Source organism: Amycolatopsis umgeniensis (assembly GCF_014205155.1).
GTDB classification, from domain to species: Bacteria; Actinomycetota; Actinomycetes; order Mycobacteriales; family Pseudonocardiaceae; genus Amycolatopsis; species Amycolatopsis umgeniensis.
Window position 1 is genome coordinate 4,213,983 of sequence record NZ_JACHMX010000001.1, and the last position, 21,858, is coordinate 4,235,840.

General features: G+C 67.5%; 24 protein-coding genes. 12 read left to right on the forward strand and 12 right to left on the reverse strand.

What is annotated here, in order from left to right; all coding sequences use genetic code 11:
- Positions 1 to 90: 90 nt before the first annotated feature.
- The gene (locus HDA45_RS19630) at positions 91 to 876 is read right to left on the reverse strand and encodes an alpha/beta fold hydrolase (protein ID WP_184897398.1); all 786 of its coding nucleotides are present in this window, start codon (positions 874 to 876) and stop codon (positions 91 to 93) included.
- A gap of 14 nt (positions 877 to 890) precedes the next feature.
- Positions 891 to 1,379, reverse strand: a complete 489-nt coding sequence (locus HDA45_RS19635; protein ID WP_184897401.1) for a GNAT family N-acetyltransferase — start codon at positions 1,377 to 1,379, stop codon at positions 891 to 893.
- A 150-nt stretch (positions 1,380 to 1,529) separates the two neighbouring features.
- Between HDA45_RS19635 and HDA45_RS19640 the strand changes: the two genes are divergently transcribed.
- Positions 1,530 to 2,177 (forward strand): VanZ family protein, encoded by a 648-nt coding sequence (locus HDA45_RS19640; RefSeq protein ID WP_184897404.1) that lies wholly within the window; start codon positions 1,530 to 1,532, stop codon positions 2,175 to 2,177.
- Here the strand turns inward: HDA45_RS19640 and HDA45_RS19645 are convergent.
- Positions 2,118 to 2,294, reverse strand: a complete 177-nt coding sequence (locus HDA45_RS19645) for a hypothetical protein (RefSeq protein WP_184897406.1) — start codon at positions 2,292 to 2,294, stop codon at positions 2,118 to 2,120. The two genes, HDA45_RS19640 and HDA45_RS19645, sit on opposite strands and share 60 nt — an antisense overlap.
- Before the next feature lie 127 nt (positions 2,295 to 2,421).
- Between HDA45_RS19645 and mug the strand changes: the two genes are divergently transcribed.
- The 6 genes from mug to HDA45_RS19675 all read left to right on the forward strand — a co-directional run bounded on the left by mug (position 2,422) and on the right by HDA45_RS19675 (position 7,552).
- A complete protein-coding gene (gene mug / locus HDA45_RS19650; RefSeq protein WP_184897408.1) occupies positions 2,422 to 2,973 on the forward strand; it encodes a G/U mismatch-specific DNA glycosylase in 552 nt (183 codons plus the stop codon).
- 251 nt (positions 2,974 to 3,224) lie between these two features.
- Entirely contained in the window at positions 3,225 to 4,055 is an 831-nt protein-coding gene (locus HDA45_RS19655) for a response regulator transcription factor (RefSeq protein ID WP_184897410.1), read from the forward strand.
- A gap of 139 nt (positions 4,056 to 4,194) precedes the next feature.
- A complete protein-coding gene (locus HDA45_RS19660; RefSeq protein ID WP_184897412.1) occupies positions 4,195 to 6,039 on the forward strand; it encodes an acyl-CoA dehydrogenase in 1,845 nt (614 codons plus the stop codon).
- 127 nt (positions 6,040 to 6,166) lie between these two features.
- Positions 6,167 to 6,442: a GlsB/YeaQ/YmgE family stress response membrane protein gene (locus HDA45_RS19665; protein WP_184897414.1), complete on the forward strand. Its 276-nt coding sequence runs from the start codon at positions 6,167 to 6,169 to the stop codon at positions 6,440 to 6,442.
- 74 nt (positions 6,443 to 6,516) lie between these two features.
- Positions 6,517 to 6,813: a GlsB/YeaQ/YmgE family stress response membrane protein gene (locus tag HDA45_RS19670; RefSeq protein WP_184897416.1), complete on the forward strand. Its 297-nt coding sequence runs from the start codon at positions 6,517 to 6,519 to the stop codon at positions 6,811 to 6,813.
- A 22-nt stretch (positions 6,814 to 6,835) separates the two neighbouring features.
- Positions 6,836 to 7,552: a leucine-rich repeat domain-containing protein gene (locus HDA45_RS19675; protein ID WP_184897418.1), complete on the forward strand. Its 717-nt coding sequence runs from the start codon at positions 6,836 to 6,838 to the stop codon at positions 7,550 to 7,552.
- 3 nt (positions 7,553 to 7,555) lie between these two features.
- Here the strand turns inward: HDA45_RS19675 and HDA45_RS19680 are convergent, their stop codons facing one another.
- From HDA45_RS19680 to HDA45_RS19690, 3 genes are read right to left on the reverse strand one after another with little or no spacing between them, the layout of a single operon-like run.
- Positions 7,556 to 9,403 carry a VanW family protein gene (locus tag HDA45_RS19680; RefSeq protein ID WP_184897420.1) on the reverse strand — a complete coding sequence of 616 codons (1,848 nt, stop codon included), beginning with the start codon at positions 9,401 to 9,403 and terminating at the stop codon, positions 7,556 to 7,558.
- A 27-nt stretch (positions 9,404 to 9,430) separates the two neighbouring features.
- A complete protein-coding gene (locus tag HDA45_RS19685) occupies positions 9,431 to 9,724 on the reverse strand; it encodes a GroES family chaperonin (RefSeq protein ID WP_184905815.1) in 294 nt (97 codons plus the stop codon).
- 40 nt (positions 9,725 to 9,764) lie between these two features.
- The gene (locus HDA45_RS19690; RefSeq protein WP_184905817.1) at positions 9,765 to 11,573 is read right to left on the reverse strand and encodes a thioredoxin-like domain-containing protein; all 1,809 of its coding nucleotides are present in this window, start codon (positions 11,571 to 11,573) and stop codon (positions 9,765 to 9,767) included.
- Positions 11,574 to 11,752: 179 nt separating this feature from the next.
- Between HDA45_RS19690 and HDA45_RS19695 the strand changes: the two genes are divergently transcribed.
- On the forward strand, positions 11,753 to 12,322 hold the full coding sequence (locus HDA45_RS19695; RefSeq protein WP_184897422.1) for a hypothetical protein: 570 nt from the start codon (positions 11,753 to 11,755) through the stop codon (positions 12,320 to 12,322).
- Positions 12,323 to 12,562: 240 nt separating this feature from the next.
- On the opposite strand, the gene HDA45_RS19700 is transcribed toward HDA45_RS19695, so the two are convergent.
- Both HDA45_RS19700 and HDA45_RS19705 read right to left on the reverse strand, forming a co-directional pair.
- Positions 12,563 to 13,027 carry an SRPBCC family protein gene (locus HDA45_RS19700; protein ID WP_184897424.1) on the reverse strand — a complete coding sequence of 155 codons (465 nt, stop codon included), beginning with the start codon at positions 13,025 to 13,027 and terminating at the stop codon, positions 12,563 to 12,565.
- Positions 13,028 to 13,062: 35 nt separating this feature from the next.
- Positions 13,063 to 15,408: an oxidoreductase gene (locus HDA45_RS19705; RefSeq protein WP_184897426.1), complete on the reverse strand. Its 2,346-nt coding sequence runs from the start codon at positions 15,406 to 15,408 to the stop codon at positions 13,063 to 13,065.
- A gap of 306 nt (positions 15,409 to 15,714) precedes the next feature.
- Between HDA45_RS19705 and HDA45_RS19710 the strand changes: the two genes are divergently transcribed.
- The 4 genes from HDA45_RS19710 to HDA45_RS19725 are packed head-to-tail and all read left to right on the forward strand — an operon-like array spanning position 15,715 to position 18,793.
- Complete coding sequence (locus tag HDA45_RS19710) at positions 15,715 to 16,221, forward strand: hypothetical protein (protein WP_184897428.1); 507 nt, start codon at positions 15,715 to 15,717, stop codon at positions 16,219 to 16,221.
- The gene (locus HDA45_RS19715) at positions 16,221 to 16,826 is read left to right on the forward strand and encodes a DUF3558 domain-containing protein (RefSeq protein WP_184897430.1); all 606 of its coding nucleotides are present in this window, start codon (positions 16,221 to 16,223) and stop codon (positions 16,824 to 16,826) included. The genes HDA45_RS19710 and HDA45_RS19715 overlap by 1 nt, the downstream gene beginning before the upstream one ends.
- Positions 16,827 to 16,829: 3 nt before the next feature.
- Positions 16,830 to 18,047, forward strand: a complete 1,218-nt coding sequence (locus tag HDA45_RS19720; RefSeq protein WP_184897432.1) for a hypothetical protein — start codon at positions 16,830 to 16,832, stop codon at positions 18,045 to 18,047.
- A 2-nt stretch (positions 18,048 to 18,049) separates the two neighbouring features.
- A complete protein-coding gene (locus tag HDA45_RS19725) occupies positions 18,050 to 18,793 on the forward strand; it encodes an ESX secretion-associated protein EspG (RefSeq protein ID WP_184897434.1) in 744 nt (247 codons plus the stop codon).
- Here the strand turns inward: HDA45_RS19725 and HDA45_RS19730 are convergent.
- From HDA45_RS19730 to HDA45_RS19745, 4 genes are all read right to left on the reverse strand, one after another.
- A complete protein-coding gene (locus HDA45_RS19730) occupies positions 18,790 to 19,545 on the reverse strand; it encodes an amino acid ABC transporter ATP-binding protein (RefSeq protein ID WP_221471183.1) in 756 nt (251 codons plus the stop codon). The two genes, HDA45_RS19725 and HDA45_RS19730, sit on opposite strands and share 4 nt — an antisense overlap.
- Positions 19,542 to 20,348 carry an amino acid ABC transporter permease gene (locus HDA45_RS19735; protein WP_184897436.1) on the reverse strand — a complete coding sequence of 269 codons (807 nt, stop codon included), beginning with the start codon at positions 20,346 to 20,348 and terminating at the stop codon, positions 19,542 to 19,544. The genes HDA45_RS19730 and HDA45_RS19735 overlap by 4 nt, the downstream gene beginning before the upstream one ends.
- 70 nt (positions 20,349 to 20,418) lie before the next feature.
- Positions 20,419 to 21,240, reverse strand: a complete 822-nt coding sequence (locus HDA45_RS19740; RefSeq protein ID WP_184897438.1) for a transporter substrate-binding domain-containing protein — start codon at positions 21,238 to 21,240, stop codon at positions 20,419 to 20,421.
- Between the two features lie 216 nt (positions 21,241 to 21,456).
- A complete protein-coding gene (locus tag HDA45_RS19745; protein WP_184897440.1) occupies positions 21,457 to 21,744 on the reverse strand; it encodes a hypothetical protein in 288 nt (95 codons plus the stop codon).
- Positions 21,745 to 21,858: the final 114 nt, after the last annotated feature.

Genomic DNA, 21,858 nt, shown 5'->3' on the forward strand with positions numbered 1-21,858 from the left:
CCCCGAGATCCCCAAGGGGGCGCACGGCGGAGGAGTTTGCCTGGCGAACCTGACCTTCACCAGAGGAAAAAGCAGGACGATAAGCAAACGTCACATGTCGCGTGAACCGTTCAGAAGCACCCGCGCCACCAGCTCGGGTTCGTCGTTCATCGGCACGTGCCCGCAGCCGGGAAGGACCAGCAGTTCCGCTTTCGGCGCGATCCGGCGCAGCTCAGCGGCCTTCGGGCGGGCGAGGATGCGGTCGCGTTCCGCCCACGCGATGGTCACCGGGACGTCTTCGACGACGCCCGCGAACCGGAAGCCGCCGCGGGCCTGTTCCAGCGTCGGCCGGAAGCCGGGGCAGCCGGCGAGCGCGCGGATGTCCTCCATGACGACCTGCGTGGTGAGCCTGTCCGGACGGCCGACGATCATGCCGGTCAGCATCGACCGGCCCGCCGGTGTCGCGGCGAGACGCCGCGCGGTGTGCTCGGGGATCCGCTCGGCGAGCAGGCGGTGGGTGCGCAGCATGCTCAGCGCGTACCGCTGCTGCCGCGGCGTCCACAGCCCGGCCGGGGACAACGCCGTCATGCTGCGGACGAGACCCGCTTCCCCGAGCGCGAGCGAGAGCAGCCCGCCGAGCGAGTTGCCCGCGACGTGCGGTTTGCCGAGGCCGAGTTCTCGGAAGAACTTCCCGAACATCTCGACAGCGGCTTCGACGCCGTAACCACCGGAGTGCGGTGCCGATTCGCCGAAGCCGGGCAGGTCGACGGTGATGACGTCACGGTGCGGCGTGAGCTGACCGAGCACGGGCGACCAGGCCTGACGCCGGTGACCGACCCCGTGGATCAGCACCAGCGGCTCGCCCTTGCCCGCGCGGTCGAAGACGACGTTGTCCATACCGCGAGGCTAAGCTATTTACTGCTACCGGCGGTAACAGGTAAATAAAGACGCTCGCGCCGACGGGTGACGTCGTTCGGCATCGGCTCCAGTTCGCCCGTCTCGATGAACCCGAGCCGCAGGTACAGCCGTCGCGCCCGGTCGTTGTCCTCCGCGACGTGCAGCCACACCTCCTGTGCTCCGTCCTCTTCGGCGGCCGACCGCACCTCACCCATCAGCCTCGCGCCCAGCCCCTGGCCACGGGCATCGGGTGCGACCCACATCGAGTAGAGGATCCAGCCGTCTTCGCGCGCCCGCCCGGCGACAAGGCCGACCGGACGGCCGTCGTCGAAGGCGGCGAACCAGGCGTCTCCGGCCAGCCTTTCGAGCCACTCTTCATCGGACTGCGCCCGTTCGGCCGCGGCGATCGCGCCGTAGTTCTCGGGGGTGTCCGTCAGGGCACGCAAGCGGATCTCACGGAAGGCGTCGAGGTCTTCGGGAGTCAGCCGTCGAACGAGCAGCATCCAGGCAGAATCCCACGTCCACCACCATGCTGGGGAGCCAATATCGCCGATCGGCCAAGATCAGGGTCGGCCACTTGGCCGATCCGGCCCCGGCCTCCGCGGCCCTTCGACCGAAGTGGCCGGAGCCTGGAGATCCATAACGTCTGTGTCATGACGAACGCACAGGTCACCGCCCTGCAGTACGGCTTGGTCGGCTTCTTCGCGCTCTGGGCGACGGTGCTGATCCCGCAGCTGATCGTCCTGCACGCGCGGCACGGCCGGGTGCGTCTTCGTCCCGTCCTGACCATGGCCGCCGTGCTGCTCTACGCCACGATGACCCTGGCGGTGACCTTCCTGCCGCTGCCCGGACCCGGCGTCAAACGGCTGAGCCAGACCGTGCAACTGCACCCGTTCCAATGGATCACCGACATCCACACCGAACTGCTCAAGCATGGGCTGCCGACGGCCGACTGGTTCACCACCCAGACCTTCCAGCAGGCCACCATGAACGTGCTGCTGTTCGTCCCGCTCGGTTTCTTCGCCAGGACGCTGTGGAAGCGCGGCCTCATCGGCACGACACTGATCGGCCTCGCCGCTTCGCTGCTGATCGAGATCACGCAGCTGACCGCGAACTTCGGCACCGCGCCCTACGTCTACCGGATCTTCGACGTCGACGACCTGCTCAACAACACGGGTGGCGCGATGCTCGGCTGGATCGCCGGAGCGCTGCTGCTCAGCCTCGTGCGGAAGCCCGTTCCTTCAACGATCGGCACGCAGCCGCTGCGCCGCGAGCGGATCGATCTCGCCCAGGTCCGCTAGCCTCGCCTGCCGTCGCTGGGCCGCGCGCCGCGTGGCCCGCCGGTCTTCCGCGACCACCAGCACGGTGGCCACCACGAAGATCAACGCGACCAGGCCGAGGATGAGCGAAAGCTGCAAAACTCCTCCTCGAAGACGACCTTGTGTGCGAGATCACAAACAGTACGCAGGTCGTGGTGAGTTGGCCACCCCTTGCGACGAAAGAGGGTGTCGCGGGTCACGCCGGGACGGCGGGGAGACTGGCCGGGTGAGGACGAAACCGACCAAGGAAGAGCTGGCCGCCGCGTACGGCAAGACCATCGACGACGTCATAGCGCCCGATCTGGACGTGCTGTTCTGCGGGATCAACCCCGGTCTCTACTCCGGCGCCCTCGGCCTGCACTTCGCCAGGCCGGGGAACCGGTTCTGGCCCGCTCTGCAGCGCGGCGGTTTCACCCCGCGCCTGCTCGACCCCAGCGAGCAGGACGAGCTGCTCGGGCTCGGCCTCGGCATCACCAACGTCGTCGCACGGACGACGGCACGGGCCGACGAGCTGACACCGGACGAATTCCGCGAGGGCGGGCGGCTCCTCACGGCACGGGTCGCCGAATATCGGCCACGCTGGCTCGCCGTGGTCGGGATCACCGCCTTCCGGACCGCGTTCGGCCTGCCGAAGGCGAAGGTCGGCCCACAGGACGGCGAGATCGGCGACGCGAAGGTCTGGGTCCTGCCGAATCCGAGCGGACTGAACGCGCATTGGACGCCCGCGGCGCTCGGGGACGAGTTCGGGCGCCTCCGCGCCGAAGTCCACTCTGAGTAGTGAACGCGTCAAGTTCTCCCGTCGGCGCGCTCATTCGAGCAAGAGATCCACAACCAGCCGATACGCAGAGTTTGCTGCGACGATGCGATACATCTATGAGGGGGATACCGCGTCACGTCCGCCGACCTACTGACTCGTAATAGTTACGAGGTGTTATTTCCGTCCGGTCCCGCAGGGGGGACCGGTTGACGAGGGTGACCACGCCGGGGGGCCATGGGCACCGAATGGACTTCATGTCCTCTCGTCCGGAGATGACGGGCAGGAAAACGGAGGGGTCCGTGACGCGAAGCATCGAGCCGAACCGAACGCAGGCCGGGAGGCCTGGCGGACTGCCACCAGGCGGCCGAGGTCTTGGCGTGGCCGCCGTCGATCCGATCCCGATCTTCTGCGAGGGCCTGAGTTCACTGGTCCACCGCACGCCGGGCCTGCAGTGGCTCGGGCACGCGGCCAGTCATCACGCCGCGCTCCAGCTGTGCGAGCAGCTCAAACCGGACGTCATCGTGCTGGATTCGGCGCTCGACCCGAACTGCCACCTGTCCCGGCTGCTCAGCAACGGCGATCCGGCGCTGGTCATCATCACGCTGGTCCGGGACACCAACCGCACACAGCAGTACCTCGCCGCGGCCATCGCGGCCGGGGTGCACGCGATCGTGCCGCGGGCGACCGACGGACGGCATCTGACCGAGGCGATCCGGCGGGCGCACAGTGACCGCCGCTACATCGACCCGACGCTGGCCGCGCTGACGGCCCGGCCGAAACGTCAGCCCGTGATGCCGAAACCGGGCGACGCCCCCAAACCCGCGACCGCGCGCGGCCTGATGCCGCTTTCGCGGCGCGAGTACCAGGTCCTGCAACTGGTCGCCGAGGGACTGGAGAACTCCGGGATCGCGAAGATCCTGTTCCTGTCCGTGGAAACCGTGCGGACGCACGTCAAGAGCATCCTGCGCAAGCTCTCCGCCCGTGACCGGACGCACGCGGTGACCATCGCGTTCCGATCCGGCATCCTGGTGACACATCCGGACGACGCGCACAGCCCGGCGGACGCCCAGGCCACCCCGTCGATCGCGCCGTCACCCCGCTAAGACCCCCTGTATTGCTGATTTACACATCACAACAGTGGCCATTCACTTGCCGCCGGTTACCCACAGGTAATATCCTGAAGTTACCGGCGAGTAGGGGACGTGTGCCCGGCCGGGGAGCCGAACACATTGGAGTGACGAAATGGGCCACTACAAGAGCAACGTCCGAGACCTGGAGTTCAACCTCTTCGAGGTACTCGGCGTACAGGACCGACTCGGCAAGGGCGTCCTCGCGGAATCCGACGAGGAGACCGCGCGCGGCGTGCTGACCGAGCTGAACAAGCTCGCTTCCGGTCCCCTCGCCGACTCGTACGCCGACGCGGACCGCAACCCGCCGGTGTACGACCCGAAGACCTTCTCGGTGAAGATCCCCGAGTCGTTCAAGAAGAGCTACCAGGCGCTGATGGACGGCGAATGGTGGCGGCTGGGCCTGCCGAACGAGCTGGGCGGCTTCGGCCTGCCCCCGACCGTGCAGTGGGCCGCGGCCGAGCTGATCCTCGGCGCCAACGCGCCGCTGTTCATGTACATGGCGGGCCCGAGCTTCGCCGGGATCGTCGACAAGAACGGCACCGAAGAGCAGAAGCACTGGGCGCAGCTGATGATCGACCGCGCCTGGGGCGCGACGATGGTGCTCACCGAGCCCGACGCCGGTTCCGACGTCGGCGCGGGCCGCACCAGGGCCCTCCCGCAGGAGGACGGCTCGTGGCACATCGACGGCGTGAAGCGGTTCATCACGTCCGGTGAGCACGACATGAGCGAAAACATCATGCACCTCGTGCTGGCCCGCCCCGAGGGCGCCGGCATCGAGACCAAGGCCGGTACCAAGGGACTTTCGCTCTTCCTCGTGCCGAAGTTCCACTTCGACGGCAAGACCGGTGAGCTGGGCGAGCGCAACGGCGCCTTCGTCACCGGTGTCGAGCACAAGATGGGCATCAAGGCCTCGACCACCTGCGAGCTGACCTTCGGCCAGCACGGCACCCCCGCCAAGGGCTGGCTGCTCGGCGAGGTGCACGACGGCATCGCGCAGATGTTCCAGGTCATCGAATACGCCCGCATGATGGTCGGCACCAAGGCCATCGCGACGCTGTCGACCGGTTACCTCAACGCGCTCGAGTACGCCAAGGAGCGCGTCCAGGGCGCCGACCTGCCGAACATGCTGAACAAGGCGGCGCCGCGCGTCACCATCACCCACCACCCGGACGTCCGCCGCTCGCTGATGCTGCAGAAGGCGTACGCCGAGGGCCTGCGTTCGGTGTACCTCTACACCGCGACGTTCCAGGACCAGGTGTGGACCGGCGAGGGCGACGAGGCGTCGCAGAAGATCGCGCACGGCGTCAACGACCTGCTGCTGCCGATCGTCAAGGGTGTCGGTTCGGAGCGCGCGACCGAGCAGCTCGTGCAGTCGCTGCAGACCCTCGGTGGGTCGGGCTTCCTGCAGGACTACCCGGTCGAGCAGTACATCCGTGACGCGAAGATCGACTCGCTGTACGAAGGCACCACGGCCATCCAGTCGCTGGACTTCTTCTTCCGCAAGATCGTCCGTGACAAGGGCGCTTCGCTGGCGTACGTCGCCGGGGAGATCACGAAGACCATCGAGTCGGAGATCGGCAACGGGCGGCTCAAGAACGAGCGCGGGCTGCTCAAGCAGGCGCTCGAGGACACCCAGGGCATGCTCGGCTCGCTGATCGGCTACCTGACCTCGTCGCAGGAAGACCCGCAGAACATCAACAAGGTCGGCCAGCACACGGTCCGCCTGCTGATGTCGGTCGGCGACCTGCTCATCGGCTGGCGGCTCATCAAGCACGCCGAGGTCGCCATCGGCAAGCTCGACGCGGGCGCGTCGGCGAAGGACACCCCGTTCTACGAGGGCAAGATCGCCGTGGCGTCGTTCTTCGCGAAGAGCGTGCTGCCGGAGCTGACGTCGCGCCGCGCGATCGTCGAGGCCGCGGACAACAGCCTCATGGACATCTCGGAAGCCGCGTTCTAAACGGTTTCGTGACGAAGAGCCCTCTCCCGCGCGGAGGGGGCTCTTCTGGTTTCGAGGGGGTTCGCCGGGGGCATCTCCGTGTCGAGTCCGCCCGGCGGGGCGGAGACCTCGGCAAAGGAGTATTTCAATGACAGTCACCGGCATCATCACGGCGATCGTGGTCGGTCTGATCCTCGGGGTGCTCGGCAGGTTCTTCGCCCCCGGCAAGCAGTCCATCCCGATCTGGCTGACGATCGTGGTGGGCATCATCGCCGCCTTCGTCGGCACCGCGATCGCCCGTGGGCTCGGCTACGCGGACACCAAGGGCTTCGACTGGCTCGAACTCATCACCCAGATCGTCATCGCCGGCATCGGGGTCACGCTGGCCGCGAACCTCTACGGACGCCGGGGTGTCACCCGGTAAGGGGTATCGAGGCGCGATGCGGCCGGTTTGGTGTCACCGTTGGGCGCAACTGATTCTCCAGTGAAGGAGGAACCATGTTGGGTGGCCTTTGGGGCATCATCACCACGATCGTCGTCGGGCTGATCCTCGGCGTGATCGGCCGCATGCTCGCGTCCGGGGATCAGAAGATCCCGATGTGGCTGACGATCGTGGTCGGCATCATCGCCGCTTTCATCGGCAACTGGCTGGCCGGGGTGTTCGGTGTCCGCGACACCCCGGGCATCGACTGGATCCGGCACGCTTTCCAGGTCGGTGCGGCCGTCGTCGGCGTCATCGCCGCGGCCGCCGTCTACGCGAAGGTCAAGGGCGGCGGGCACCGAGCCGTCACCTGACCGAGGGCTACGGTCGGCCCCTGTGACCACTCGACTCGAACTCAGTGGCCAGGGGCTGACCTCCCTGCCCGATGCGCTTCTTTCTCCCTCACTCGAGTACCTGGACCTGTACGACAACCGGCTGACGTCCGTTCCCGACGAGCTGTGGTCGCTTTCCGGGCTCCTGGTGCTGAATCTGGCCACCAACCGGCTCACCTCCGTTCCGCCCGCGATCGGTGCCCTACGGCGGTTGCACACGCTGGACCTGGGGCACAACGAGCTCACGGCCCTGCCGGACGAACTCGGCGAGCTTTCCGGGCTGACGGAATACCTCTACGTGAGCGACAACCGGCTGACCGAGTTCCCGGTCGCGCTCTGCTCGCTCGGACGACTCAAGTACCTGGGCTGTACGGACAATCGCATTTCCACGTTGCCGGAAGACCTGTCCGGGCTGGCGGCACTGCGCGAACTTCGCCTGTACGGCAACGGGTTGACCGAACTGCCGGAGTCGTTGGGGACGCTTTCCTCGTTGCGCGAGCTGCATTTGCGGAAGAACCGGCTGACTTCCTTGCCGCCCTCCATCGGGGAGCTGAGCGAGCTCCGTCAGCTGGACCTGCGCGAGAACCGGCTCACCACGCTGCCGGCTTCGATCGCCCGGTTGTCCAAATTGGACAAACTGGATCTGCGGTGGAACAAGGAATTCCGGGAACCTTCGTGGCTCGCGGACTTCGAGGCCGGCGGCTGCATGGTGCTGCGGTGAGGCTCAGGCGCAGATGACCGTGGCCCGCGGCGAGTACGTCGCGTTGCGGGTCTCACGGCGGACCTCCGTGCCGGTGACGACGTCGACGAGCACGCGGGTGTCCGAGGTGCTGAACCCGGCGGCGCCGGGATCCGGCACGCAGCCGGGGCCCGCACCGACCTGCACCGGCTGGGGGACGTAGGAGTGCCTTTCGCCGCCGACACTCTGGACCGAAAAGCGTTTCGTGCCCCAGATCCGCACGGTCACCGAACCGTTGGCGGGGATCACCTGGATCGCGATCCCGGTCGGGGCGTCGTTGACGATCTGCATCTCGACCGGCGAACCGTCGTTGTTGATCGCCTTCACGTCGCGCGCGACCGGATAGCGGTCCAGGTGGTAGTCGTGCTCGAGATGTCCGCCGTCGGCGAGGCCTGCCAGGTACGCGGCGTTGTAGAGCGTCGTCGCGAGCTGTGAGACGCCGCCGCCGACCACGACCGGGCCGGTGCCGTCCTCGTTCACCGGAGCGGGGACGTAGCCCGCGTCCGCCGTCCTCTGCCCGGACCGCGCGCCGAGGCTGAACGTCTCGTTCGGCTTCACGATGGTGCCGGAGACGCGGGTGGCGAGCGCCTGCACGTTCGTCATCGACGGTCCGCTCAGGCCCGACGTGGTGAACTCGCCGATGATCTCGTTGATGCCGAGGACGTTCGCCGCGTCGGTGCTGACGGCCGGGCTGCTGGCGTCGTAGACCGCTTTCAGCTCACGCTCGTCGCTTTTCGCGAGCACTGTGGTCAGCGCGGTGAAGGTGAGGTCCCAGTTGACCTTCCGCGCGTCCTTCGACGGCTGGACGGCCGGTCTGTCGCCGACGAAGACGATCTGCGCGTCCGCCCCGTCCGTCTCGGTCTCCTTGAGCTGAGGCTGCGCCGCGGCCCGCAGTTTTCCCTGGTCGATGCGGACTTCGAGGTTGCCGTCGTCGCGGGCGGCGAACTGGAAGGAACCCGCGATCGTGTCCGGTTTCAGCGTCGCGTCCTTGCCGTCGCCGCGGATGACGAGCGGTTTCGCCACCGCCGGGACGACGATCTTGTTCAGCGCCGCGTGCACTCCCGGCGAGCTCGCCTTGACCGGCGCGACGTTCACCTTCAGCTCGACACCGCCGTCGCTCAGCCAGCCGTCGGTGACCGCGGTGACCGCCGCCTTGGGGTCGGCGAGCGTCTGCCCGGAGTTCGGCTCGACCGCGATCGGGAGGACACCGCCGTCGGTACCCGCGACGGGCTGGAAACGGATGTTCCCCTCGACAGGCGGACGGTTCAGCTTCGCGGCCGCGAGGTCCGCGACGGCCTTCTCGAGCTTCGGCGCGTCGGTCCAGGTGACGACGCCGACCTCGCGGCTGGTGAAGAACGACATCACCCGCGTGTACGGGCTCAACGGCTGGTGACCGGCGCGGCCCAGCGTCTGCGGCCAGTCGAGGCCGAGACCGGAAGACGTGGGGTACAGCACCGTGCGGACGTCTCCCGCGCGGATCCGCACCGGCTCGATCAGCCTCGGCTCCAGCTCGCGGCGGAGCTTCGACTCGGCGTCCTTGTGCGTGAGGCCGCCGACGTCGATCCCCGCGACGGTGACACCGCGCGGGACGTCCCCGGCGCTGACGATGAGATCCACCGCGTACGTGAGCACGAACAGACCCATGAGCACCCCGGCGGCCATGAGGGCCTTGCCGAGGCCTTTGCGGAACTTCGACGCGGGCGTCGGCGGCGGATGCACGACCCTGTCGCCCTCGAAGAGCTCGTCTACCAGGTCTTCGTCGTTCTCGGCCGGGGGAAGGAGCTCGTCGGTGAACAGGTCGGAGCCCGGTTCGTCGTGATCATCGCGCGCCAACTCTCACCACCCCTCCCACGACCGGAGCTACAGGTACAGCCCCGTGCCGTGTTCGGACTGTTCGGTCGCCACGGCGTGGATGTCCCGCTCCCGCATCACCAGGTGCCCCTCGCCCTGGATCTCGACCTCGTGCTGATCGTCCGGGTTGAACAGCACACGGTCGCCGGTCTTGACGTTCCGCACACTGTTGCCCACGCCCAGTACATCACCCCACGAGAGCCGCCGCGCGACCTGCGCGGTGGCGGGGATGACGATCCCGCCGGAACTCCGGCGCTCGCCGTCCTCGGGGGACAGCTTCACGAGCACCCTGTCCTGCAGCATCTGAATCTCGAGTTTCGGCCCGTCTGACACGAGTACGACTCTACTTTCCCGGATCCCCCGCCATGACCAGGCTCAGCACGCTTTCTCCACCCTTTTCGAACCGGACGGGCACTCCCCAGTCCTGCCGGGTGATGCGGCAGGCGGGATGTTCGCCACCGTCGTCACAGCTCGCGGCCTGCGCGACCACCTGAAGGACACCCTCGGTGACCCCGTCGGCGAAGCGGAGCTTGCGGAACAGGTCCGTGCCCACCCCGGCGCCGTCGGCGAGCAGTTCGGGCGGCGACGCGCTGATCTCCAGCCGTGTCGACGGGCCGTAGCGATCGTCGAGCTTCTCACCGGGAGGCGGGGTGAAGACGACGGAGAACTCCAGCTCGCCCGGCGTCAGCACGGTCGGCGGACGGCGGACCGCGTGCGCGTCGCCGGTCACGGCCTGCTCGCCGAGCGGCACCGGGCCGATCCGGCCGCCCGCGGACTCGACGACCAGCAGTTCGCCGTCGTGCACGAGCAAGCCCGACGGCTCCGCGAGACCTGTCGCGAGCGTGGTCACCCGGCGGGTGAGCGGGTCGTAGCGGCGGATGGCGCCGTTGTAGGTGTCAGCGATCGCGACGGTGTCGCCGGGCAGTACGGCGAGGCCGAGCGGATGCTGCAGAAGCGCCTGGTCCGCGGGCCCGTCGACATGGCCGAAGGAGAACAGGTCGACGCCGACCGCGGTGTGCACGGTGAACGTTTCGCCCTCGGGCTGGATCCAGCGCAGCGCCGACGTCTCGGCGTCCGCGAGCCACAGCCTCTGCCCGTCGGGCGTGAGACCGGACGTCTGCGCGAAGAACGCTTCGTGGACGTCGCCGTCTCGCAGGCCCTCGACCGTCGTGCCGGCGAAGCGGCGGATGGTGCCCGAGACCGGCTCGAACACGCTCAGCGTGTGGTTGCCCGCCATGGCCACCACGACCCCGCCGGCGGGCCCCCACCAGGCGACGTCCCACGGGCTGGTGAGGTCGATGTCGAGCGCCTTGCCGGTGTCGACGCCGTCGCGCCACTGGCGGCCGGTGCCGGCGACGGTGCTGACCTCGCCGGTGATCAGGTCGATCCCGCGCAGCCGGTGACCGGCCGTGTCGGCGACGACGGCGTGATAGCCCGCGCGCTCCGCGACCTCGTACGGCAACAGTGTGATCCCGGACGGCTCGGTGAAGGTCGCCAGGTCGAAGGGCCCGTCCTGCGCGCCGCGGGCTCCGCTGCCGAAGCGGCGGATGATCGTCTCGCCGTCGGACGCGAACTCGACGATGGAGTGGTTGCCGGTGTCGGCGACCAGGATCCGGCCTTCGGCGGTGGTGACGGCCTTGCTCGGGAAGCGCAGCTCGGTGCGCTGTTCCTCGGCCGGGACGTACGGGCTGCCGCCGCGGCGCAGCGTGCCCTTGGCCTCGTGGGTCGCGACGAGGTCGCCGATCACCCGGCGCAGCGCCTCGGCGTGCCCTTCACCCGCGGCGACGTGCACGACGTAACCCTCGGGGTCCACCACGACCAGCGTCGGCCAGGCCTTGACCGCGTACTGCGACCAGGTGGTCATCTGCGGATCGTTGAGCACCGGATGGTGCACCTCGTAGCGCCGCACCGCCGCCTCGATCGCGGCCGCCTCGCCCTCATGGAGGAACTTGGGCGAATGCACGCCGATGGTCACCAGGACGTCGGCGAACTCGGCCTCCAGCGGGCGCAGTTCGTCCAGCACGTGGAGGCAGTTGACGCAGCCGCTGGTCCAGAAGTCCAGCAGGACGACGCGGCCGCGCAACCCGGCGAGCGTGATCCGCTCACCGCCGGTGTTGAGCCACACGTCACCGGCGAGCTCGGGCGCCCGCACGCGGGACTGCGTTCGTGGAGAAGTCACGCCATGAGTGAACTACACGGGCGGCCGCTCTGTTCCGAGGTCCAGGCGTTGAGAGGGCGAGCTCACCCCAGGGGAGGAGCCTCATGTGGGTGATGAGGGGGCGACATTAAAAGAGAAGGCGCCCCCGCGGCGCGCGACTTAGGCTCGAACACATGTCCACAGTTGAGCCCGCCTTCACCTTAGAGGAGGCACATGACCTCCAGGCGAGCTTGGCCGAACCCGTGCGTCCCGGGTTGAGCGAGGCCGAGCTCGACGACGTCGAAACACGTTTCGGCTTCCGGTTCGCCGCCGATCACCGGACCTTCCTCGCCGCCGGGGTGCCGATCGGCGACCGCTGGCCGGACTGGCGCTGCGGCAACCCCGACCAGCTGCGGAAACGGCTGGATTGGCCGGTCGACGGGGTGCTCTACGACATCGAACACAACGGCTTCTGGCTGCCCGACTGGGGCCTGCGGCCGATCGACCTCGCCGACGCCCTCGCGCGGGCCCGTTCGCATCTCGCGCGTGTTCCGCAGCTGGTTCCCGTCTGCGGGCATCGGTATCTGCCCGGGATCGCCGGGAGCACGGGGTATCCGGTGCTGTCGGTGTATCAGACCGACATCGTCTACTACGGCTATGACCTGCGGGGATACCTGCGGCACGACTTCTGCGACCAGCCGCTGGGGCCGCCGCCGGAGGGCGGGCCGCGGCAGGTCGAGTTCTGGTCGCGGTTCGTGGACTGAACGCCTCGCTTGCGGTGCCCCCAATGTGGCATTGGGGGCACTGAACGTCCCCAATGCCACATTGGGGGCGTCAGCCTTGGTTGGGGCAGCGAGGGGAGTGAACGGTCCGTTCATTCCTTGAGTTCGCGTTCGGGGGCCACTACATGTGGTCGCTTTGAGCTTTGAGCGTCACCAAATGTGCCCCACGCGATAGCAAAGGTCCCTTGCTCTTTTCGCGATTCGGGCCGCCCGTGGTAAGCGTCAGGATTCGGCGGCTGCCTTCAGCCGGGCCAGCGTCGCGGCGATGTTCGCGCGGTTGGCGTCGTCCCGTTTCCAGACCCCGGTGAACAGCGACGTCGGCCCCCGGAGCCAGCCCGGCCGCCGGTCCCAAGTGCTCTCCACGGCCACACAGCCTTCGCCCGACGCCTCGATGTCGTACTGCCAGCGCGCCACGGGAAGCCCGGCGAAAGTGGTCACCTCGAAGGCGAACCGCTTGCCCTCGTCGGCGTCGGTGATCGTCGAGAGGGTGCTCCAGCGGCGGACCCCGCGACGGTTGCGGCCGCGGAACTTCGCGCCGACGGCGACGGCCTCCGCGTCGCCGACCCAGCGGTGTCCCTCGTACTCCTCGGCCATGCCCGCGAGCGCGCCCGGGTCGCTGACCAGGGCGTACACCTTCTCGGGCGGGGCGGTGATGGCGATCTTGCCGGTGGCGCTGGGCTCGGTCATGACATACCTCCGTACTGAGGGTATGTGAAATACCCTCAGTTGTCGCGCCGGAGCATGCGACTGATACCGGCCGCGACCGTCGTCGCCAGCACCCAGCCCGAGGCTGTGAAGCCCGCCGCGACCCAGTTGTCCATCCCGTGCATGTACCAGCGCGACTTGTTGCCGAAGTCGACGATCGGGATCAGGAGGTCGATCGTGTACAGCACCGGGTTCCACTGCAGCCCGGTGTCGTCCTGGTTGACCAGGCACCGCGGCCCGCTCACGGTGAGATTGGGTTTGGTGATGCAGTCGTCGACGCCGAGCCCGAAATACAGGCTTCCCAGGACGAGCAGCGTCAACAGCCAGCCGAGCGCGCGCACCGGCCGGAAGCCGTAACCGACCATCGACCGCTGCAACCAGCTCCACACGTGCACGCCGGGCCCGAAGAACTTGAAGCCCTTCGCGAGCGCCACGTACCGGAACTGTTGTTTCTTCAGCAGCACCGTGGACGCGTGCTCTTCGTTACCGGACGCGCGCAGCGTCGCCGCCAGCTGGTCGTAGGGCCCCGGTCGGTAACCGTCCATCGCCTTGCGCAGCAACACGATTCGATGGTCGATCGCCCGGTCGTCGTCGAGTGCGATGTCCTCCTGCAACGCGTCGTACCGGAAATCCTCCAGTTCGATCCCCGCCGTCGACGCCCAGAACGCCTCGTTGTCGCCAAGGGTTCCGCAATGCGCGCGCCGCAAGACGATCCTGCCGTCCGGCGGCGTGGCGGGCGTGAGCAAGAACTCGTCGGCCGAGACATCGCTGCCGTCGAGCGCGATCCCGTGCTGCGGCAGGGATCCGAGCCGCGCGCCGCGAAAATCGACGCGCCGCGCGACCTGGGCGCCGTCGAGGTTGACCCCGCCCTGCGCGACGAACGGGCGCTCCTTGTTCTCGGTGAGGACGAGGTCGCGGCCGATCCGCGCGGTGCGGACGTCCAGCGAGTAACTGGTGTTCGTCCGCGCGCCCGGCTCGGTCAGGCTGGTACCGAAGAGGTTCACGCTGCCGCCGACCTCGGCGCCCTGCAACCGCAGGGTTCCCTGGACGGTCGCGTCGGTGAGCTGGAAGTTCCCCGCGATCTTCGCGCGCCGCGCGGAGAAGACGTCGCGTCGCGGATGCAGGAACATCGAGTTCCAGGCGAGTACGTTGCCGCCGACGGTGATGTCGGCCATGCGCAACTGCCCCGACGGAACCCGCAGGCTCGTCGCCTCGATGTCGCCGCCGATCGTCGTCCCGTCGAGGTGGATCGCGCGGTCGTAGTAAGGAATGCTCCGCCCGCGCACGACCTGCACCTCGGCGCCGGCGAGCCGGAGCGAACCGCCGATCCGCGCGTTGACCATCCGCAACGTCCCGGTCGCCTGCAGACCGTCGCTCAGTTCGAGGTTTCCGTTGACCGTCAAGCGATCCGCGACCAGCACCGGCCGAGGATCGATGTACGGATCGTTCGACTTCCAGGCGTCCACCACGATCGGCCCGGCCTGGTTCACCGAGAGTTTGGCCTCGCGCATGATGATGTCACTGTCCACGGTGGCGCTCGGCAGGAACATGATCCCACTGGCGGAGAAGCGTTTCCGCTGCGCGGCGGGCCCGTAGTTGTCCACCTCGCACAACAGGCTGCCGCCGATGTGGATCCCGTTCCCGTTGAGCGCGAACCCGTCCCGGTTGTTCAGGGTCGCGCCGGAGAAGTTGACGTTACCGCCCGCCCGCATACCCGGGATGCGGACTTCTCCGTTGGCCACCAACCGATACGCGAGCAGCGCGCCGACGATGTTGACCCGGTCGGCCTGGATCGCCTTGCCGCGCGGATGCGAGATCACCGTGCGGGTCAGCACGACCGACCCTTCGATGACCGCGTCGGTGAGGTTGACCGCCGCGTTCGGCATCCCGCGTTCGCGATCGTCGCCGCGCTGGACCGTGGTCTCCTCGATCTCGTGCTCGCCGTCGACGTGCACGACACTGCGGATCAGCCGGACGTCGTTGCGGGTGCGGAGGTTGCGCGCCTTGAGCCCGGGCAGCCAGCACTTGCGGAACACGAGCCCGAGCAGATGCGCCTCGCGGACATCCGGCGGATGCTCGAACCGGCACCGCTCGAACCGGAACAGGTACTTGATGTCGGCCGCGCGCAGATCGAGCGTCCCGGTGATGTAGGCGTCCTCGACCTGCACGATCGGCGCGTTGGTCGCCTGACGGCGCCACCGGAGCAGACCGGTCGTCCCCGGCTTCATCAGCTCGGACGCCGGGACCTCGTACCGCTTGTCGGGGTTCGGGTCGAACGGGTCGAGCGGCGGCAAGGACGCGTCGCCGTTCGGTTCACCCTCCCCCGGATCGCGCGGCCCGTTGTTACGCCGAAAGCCCGGCATCGTCTCGCTTCCCTCCCCCTCGTTCCCCGGTCACCAGCGAAGCCGATCTCGCAGGGGGTTCGCAAGGGGCCCAGGACAGTAGACCGGAAACTGCCATGGGGTTACGACGGCAGAACAGCCGCCGGAGTTCCCGGACCAGCCGAAAGGGCCGTTCGGGACAAAACACACCGGTTGCGGGCCTTGGGAAGGTGATCTTCCACGAAAGGCCTGATCAACGGTTTACCTGCTGCTATCGTCACCGGTTGGAGTCAGAGGTGAACTACGGGTAGGTCGCGCCCTAACGCGGCCCGTGCGGGGAGGCACGACATGACAGGACCGGGAAGCGGCCCACAGGGCGTCTACAACCAGCTGAACACCACACCGCCGCAGGCACCGCCGCCGGGCTCGGGGTTGATCCCGGGCGCCGCCGCGGCACCGCCTCCGCCAACCCCACCGCCGAACTACGGCGAACTGGGCAGTGGCCAGGCGAAAGCCGACTTCGCCTCGGCATCGGCGAACGGTGGCTGGGAGTTCGATCCGGCCGCCATGGACAAGGTGATCAAGTCCCTCGAAGAGTGCATGGACAAGGACTTCAGCCGGGCCAGGTTCGAGGCAACGTGGCTGGACCAGATCCAGCCCCCCGGCACCGAAGTCGGCAGCGAAGGCTTCGCGGCCGCCGCCAATACTTCGGGAGCCGCCTACAAGACGTTCCTCCAGAGCGCCTGGGACTACACCGACGCCTATCTCGCTACCTTGAAGAAGATCCGGACTGCCTACCAACAGCAAGACCAAGCAGCCCTAGACGCGCTTCGCCAGATCGGAAAGGTCGACTGATGCGACCCACGACCACCATCCTGACCATCGCGACGCTGGCCACCGTGGCCTTGGTCGGTGGCTGTAGTGAGCAGAAGACCGGCAAGCCCTCACCGACGAATGCCCCCTCCTCGGCGGCGCTCCCTTCTGACGGTGCCCCCGCGGTCACGAATCCCATCGCCAACACCGCCGCGATCGAGACGGATCCGTGCACCGCCGTTCCCGCTGCCGAGATCGAGACGATCGGCGGCAAGATCGACGGCAGCCGCATCGAGCCGATGACCATGGGCAAGGGGTGCACCTGGTCCTTCGCGGATGGCCCCAGCACTGTCAACGCCGGACTCGTGACAGGCAACAAACAGGGATTGAGCACGCTCTACGCGCAGAAGGCGCGAGGCGGTCTCACCACCTTCAAGCCGGTGGATCCGATCGACGGATACCCGGCCGTCATCTACGCCAACGGCGGTGAGGGCAAGGGAACCTGCACGCTCGCGGTCGGTGTTCGCGACGATCTCGTCTACACGGTGATCCCGCTTCTCTCCAGCGACCACCCGATGCTCGCGGATCCCTGTGGCATGGCCACGAAGATCGCGGCCGCGGCGATCAAGAATCTCAAGGGGGCTTAGGCGATGACCTACAGCGGTTGGGAGATCTTCGACAAGCTCAACGCCAACCCCGCGACGACGGAAACCCTCGACAGGGCACAGGTCTCGTCCCACAAGCTGCTGATCATCCACGAGGACATCAGCAAAGCCATGGGAGACAGCCAGACGGCGCTGAGTTCCTTCTGGAAGGGCAAAGCCGCCGACAGCGGCGCGGCGGGCCTCGCCCCGCTCATCGCGACCTCCAAGATCGCGGGCGAGAACATGGACCGCGCCCGTCAGTCGATGTTCGACCAGAACGCCTCTTTCCATTACACACGCGGCAATGTCCGCCCCGTGGAGAAGGAGCGCGCCGGGGACAGCGGTCCCGAGGACATCGTGTCCATCGGCGCGAGTGACGACGAGATCGCGGCCGCGAAGTTCGACGCGGATACCAAGCACAACGTCGAGGTCTACGAGCCGTACTACCAGAGCACCCAGCCCCGGCAGCAGTCGCTCGCGCCGGTCTATCCGGCCGCGCACGATCCGAACGTCGCGTCGGGGCCGATCACGCCGGATCCGGTCGACCCTGGTCAGACCAAGGTCAGCGGGTTCAGCGGAGGGCATGGCGACTCAGGCGGGCGGCATCCTGGTCCCGGCGGGTACACCGGTGGGCCGAGTTCGTACAGTCCGCCTCCGGGGGCCGAGGGTTACCAAGCGCCGAGGCCACCGCAGATCTCTCAGCCGCCGCGGATGCCGCAACCGCCGCGACCGCTGCCGTCTCCGCGGCCGAACGACGGGACCGATCTCTCGTCGGTGAAACCCGCGCCCGCCATGCGGCCGGGTGAGTTCCGGCCGCCCAACTTCGGTCCTGGCGGGCCTGGCAGCGGCGGACCCGGTGGTGGCGGCGGTGGATTCGGCCCGGGATCGGGCGGGTTCAGCGGCGGATTCGGGCCCGGTGGCGGGTTCGGGCCGGGCGGGTCGACGGGCGGGCCGGGGAGCATGGGGCCCGGGCGCGGTGTCGGAGCGGGCATGCCCGGCGAAGGCGCGATGCGCGGGCCGGCCGGAGCGCCGGCTGGGGGCCCGGGGGCAGGACGTCCCGGCGCGCCCGGCATGGGCGGCGGCATGGGTGGAGCCGGTAAAGGTGGCAAGGGCGGCGAGGACGAGGAGCACCAGCGCAAGATCACGCTGCAGGAAGAGGACGGAGACTCCCTCTTCGGCGGCTACGACGGTGACAAGCCGGTCCCGCCGGTGATCGGCGCATAACCGTGCTCCAGAAGCCCGTCGAGCTGACGCTCCAGACATACGAAACCCTGCTGGACCACCACAATCTCGGCGACATCCACCCGACGCTCGTCCGTGGCGCGCAATGGTACCTGCCTGAGGAACGCCGTGCGCTGGCCGCCACCGCACAGTCCGAATTGGACAGACAGGGACTGCTCAGGCACGGCCGGATCGACGACGAGTTCCTCGACACGCTGCGTTTCCTGCAGCGGCCCGCGGTCGAGTACTACTCGTGGGTGAAGTCCGAGGGACGTGAGCGGACCGTTCGCGCGGCGGGGAGTGGCCGGGAGGCGCTCACGGTCGTCCTGGTCGACAAGGTCGTCTACTTGAAGCCGACCAGGCCGGACACCCTCTCGCAGGATTTCACCGGGCTGCTCCCGGAGGCTCCCGCCGCGCGCACGCCGTCGTTGAACTGCTCGGAAGCCGATCTGCACGTCCTCATGAAGGGCGAAATGCTGACCGGCAGCGGTCCGAGCATCCGCGACGCGAAGAAGATCCTCCAGTGGATCCGGTCGCCGCACCTCTTCTTCGGAAGGCTGTACGTCGCCATCCGTGACGGTGGCGGCAACCGGAAACGCGTCGAGAAACCACCGGGCTGGATGGACACCGAGCAGGGCCGCGTCGTGTTCGGCCCGGACGCCAAGGGCTGGGTGAGCCTCATGGGCGCCGGGCCGCACGAAATCGCCTCGAAGGTGGTCCAGCTGGAGTCTCAGCTCCGGGGCCGCTAGTCCTGGTGGTTCGGGTTGAGGACCCGCGAGAGGAACGTCTTCGTGCGTTCCTCCTGCGGGTCGCCGATGACCTGATCCGGCGCGCCCTGTTCGACGACGACGCCACCGTCCATGAACAGCACGATGTCGGCCACCTCGCGCGCGAACTGCATCTCGTGCGTGACGACGAGCATCGTCATGCCCTCCTGCGCGAGCTGCCGCATGACCGCGAGGACGTCACCGACGAGCTCGGGGTCCAGCGCCGAAGTCGGCTCGTCGAACAGCATCACGTCCGGATCCATCGACAACGCCCTGGCGATCGCGACGCGCTGCTGCTGTCCACCGGAAAGCTGTGTCGGCAGCGAAGACTCCTTCTCCGCCAGGCCGACCTTCGCGAGGTTGTCCCGCGCGATGCGGTCCGCCTCGTCCTTGCCGCGCTTCAAAACCTTGCGCTGCGCGACAGTCAGGTTCTCGAGAACACTGAGGTGCGAGAACAGGTTGAAGGACTGGAAGACCATGCCGATCTTCGTGCGGGCGCCGTCGATGTCGACGTCCGGATCGGTGATCTCGCTGCCGTTGACCACGATCTTGCCCTGCTGCGGTTCCTCGAGGAGGTTGACGCAGCGCAACAGCGTCGACTTGCCCGAACCGGACGGGCCGATGATGCAGACGACCTGTCCCCGCTCGACGTGGAGGTCGATGCCCTTGAGCACCTCGAGTTCGCCGAACGCCTTGTGCAGTCCTGAAACCTCGACGATCGTCTGGGTGCTCATACCGTTCCTCCGCCGGGCACTCCGGCTCCGTATTTCTTCTCTAGCCGCTGTTGCAGGATCGACAGCGGGATGGTGATGACCAGGTAGCACAGACCGGCGACGACGATCGGCGTCAGCCCCTTGGCCTCCAGCAGCGCCTGACGGCTGAACTGCGCCAGTTCCTGTTGCGCCGGCGTGGTGCCGAGCAGGAACGCCAGCGAAGAGTCCTTCGTCAGCATGATCAGCTCGTTGGCCAGCGGCGGCAGGATGATCCGGAACGCCTGGGGGATCACGACGGTGATCATCGTGCGCGCGGGCGACATGCCGAGCGAACGCGCGGCCTCGACCTGTCCGCGCGGCACCGCCTGGATACCGGCGCGGATGGTCTCGGCCATGTAAGCCGACGACACGATGCCCAGCGCCAGCATGATCGAAATGTTCCGCGGCAGGAACACGTTCGGGAAGGCGATCGGCACCCCGACACCGACCGCCAGGAAGATCAGCAGCGCGGGCAGGCCGCGGAAGAATTCGATGTACCCGCGCGCGAACCAGCGGTACGGGCCGACCGAAGACAGTCTCATCAGCGCGAGCAGGAGACCGAGGCCGAGGCCGAGCGCGAAGCCCAGCGCGGTGAAGATGATGGTGTTCTTCAGTGCGACGGTGATGACGTCCGGGAACTGCTTCGCGGCGACGTCGAGATCGAAGAACGCCTTGCCCAGCCGTCCCCAGTCGGCCAGGAACGCGAACACCACGACGATCACCAGCAACAGCGCGTACTGCGCCCACCGGAACGCCGATCGTCGCTGGCGGCGGCTCAGTGCCATTTCTCTCCTCAAACAGGTGGCGACAAACCTGTGGCCGGTGCGCTGGGCACCGGCCACGGGGGACGGACTATCAACCGGCGGTCGGGCTGCCCGGCTGCCAGGTCGGCGCCTTGCCGAACCACTTCTGGTAGATCTGCGCGTACGAGCCGTCGGTGACCGAGGCCTTGAGGACCTCGTTGACCTGGGTGAGCAGGGCGGTGTTGCCCGTCTTCATGCCGATTCCGTAGAACTCGTTCGTCTTGAACTCCGTCACGACGGTGGTGTCGGGGTTCGTCTTCACGAAGTCGTAGAGCACGCCGTTGTCGTTGACGCCCGCGTCGATCTGGCCGCTCTTGACGGCCTGCTCCAGCAGCGCGAGGTCGTCGAAGGTGACGATCTCGGCGCCGGCGGCCTTTTCCTTGGCGTAGTCGGCACCGGTGGTGGCCGACTGGACACCGATCTTCTTGCCGGCGACGTTGCTCAGGTCCTTGATCGGCGAACCGGTCTTGACCAGCAGCGCCTGCGACGCCTCGAAGTACGGGTCGGAGAAGGCGAACTTCGCCTTGCGCTTGTCGTTGATCGTCATCCCGGCGGCGGCGAGGTCGCACTGACCGGTGTTCATCGCCTCGCCGGACTCGATGTTCTCGAAGGCGATGTCGACGATGCTCTGCTCGACATTCAGCTTCTTCGCCACGAGGTCGACCAGGTCGACGTCGAAGCCGACGATCTTGTCGCCCTGCTTGACCTGGAACGGCTGGTAGGGCAGGTGCGTGCAGGTGGTGAGCTTGCCGGAAGCGACGAGCTGGACGCCACCGGCCGCGGTGCTCTGCCCACCTTCTTCACCACAGGCGGTCAACGCCCCCGCGGCGAGGGCGAGCGCCGGGATCAGGGCGAGCGCTTTGAATCGGGCCACGTCGTCACTCCTTGTAGTTCCCATGTGTCGAGAGCACGCATATTGCCACTCATCCGGCGGCAAGCACAGCACCGAGACGTTACAGCGCTGTTTCCAGCGGAGATCGTCCCGACGACGGGATCGAGCCGACCTCGGTCCGGCGGATCCCGACAGGGGTTCAACTGGCCCAGCACGTGAAACACGGTGGGGCGCCGAAGCGCCCCACCGTCGCCTTGTTTACTTGTTCCAATAATCGAACTTGTAGCCGTTGTAGCAGATACCCGCACAACTGGGGTCAACAGGGAAGTACTGGAGCGGCCCAACTTTGTAATATCGGGCGAAGTCGCTCCGCTCACGGACACAGCTATTGTAGTTATGGCCGCACCAGCGACTCTTGACATCCGTTACGCCGACACTGGTCGACGGCGCCGCGGCACCGTCCTGAGCTGCCATCGCGACACCCGGGACAGCCAACGCCGACACCGCGGCACCGGCCACGATGAACGCCTTCACAAGATTCTTCACGATTCCCCTTGAAAAGTGCATGAAAATTCAGATCCCGCTTATCGGGCAGATTGCGCGCGAATTATCGTATTGCGAAACGCCAAACAGAATTCAACCTTCCCCAGTCAGGTTTGA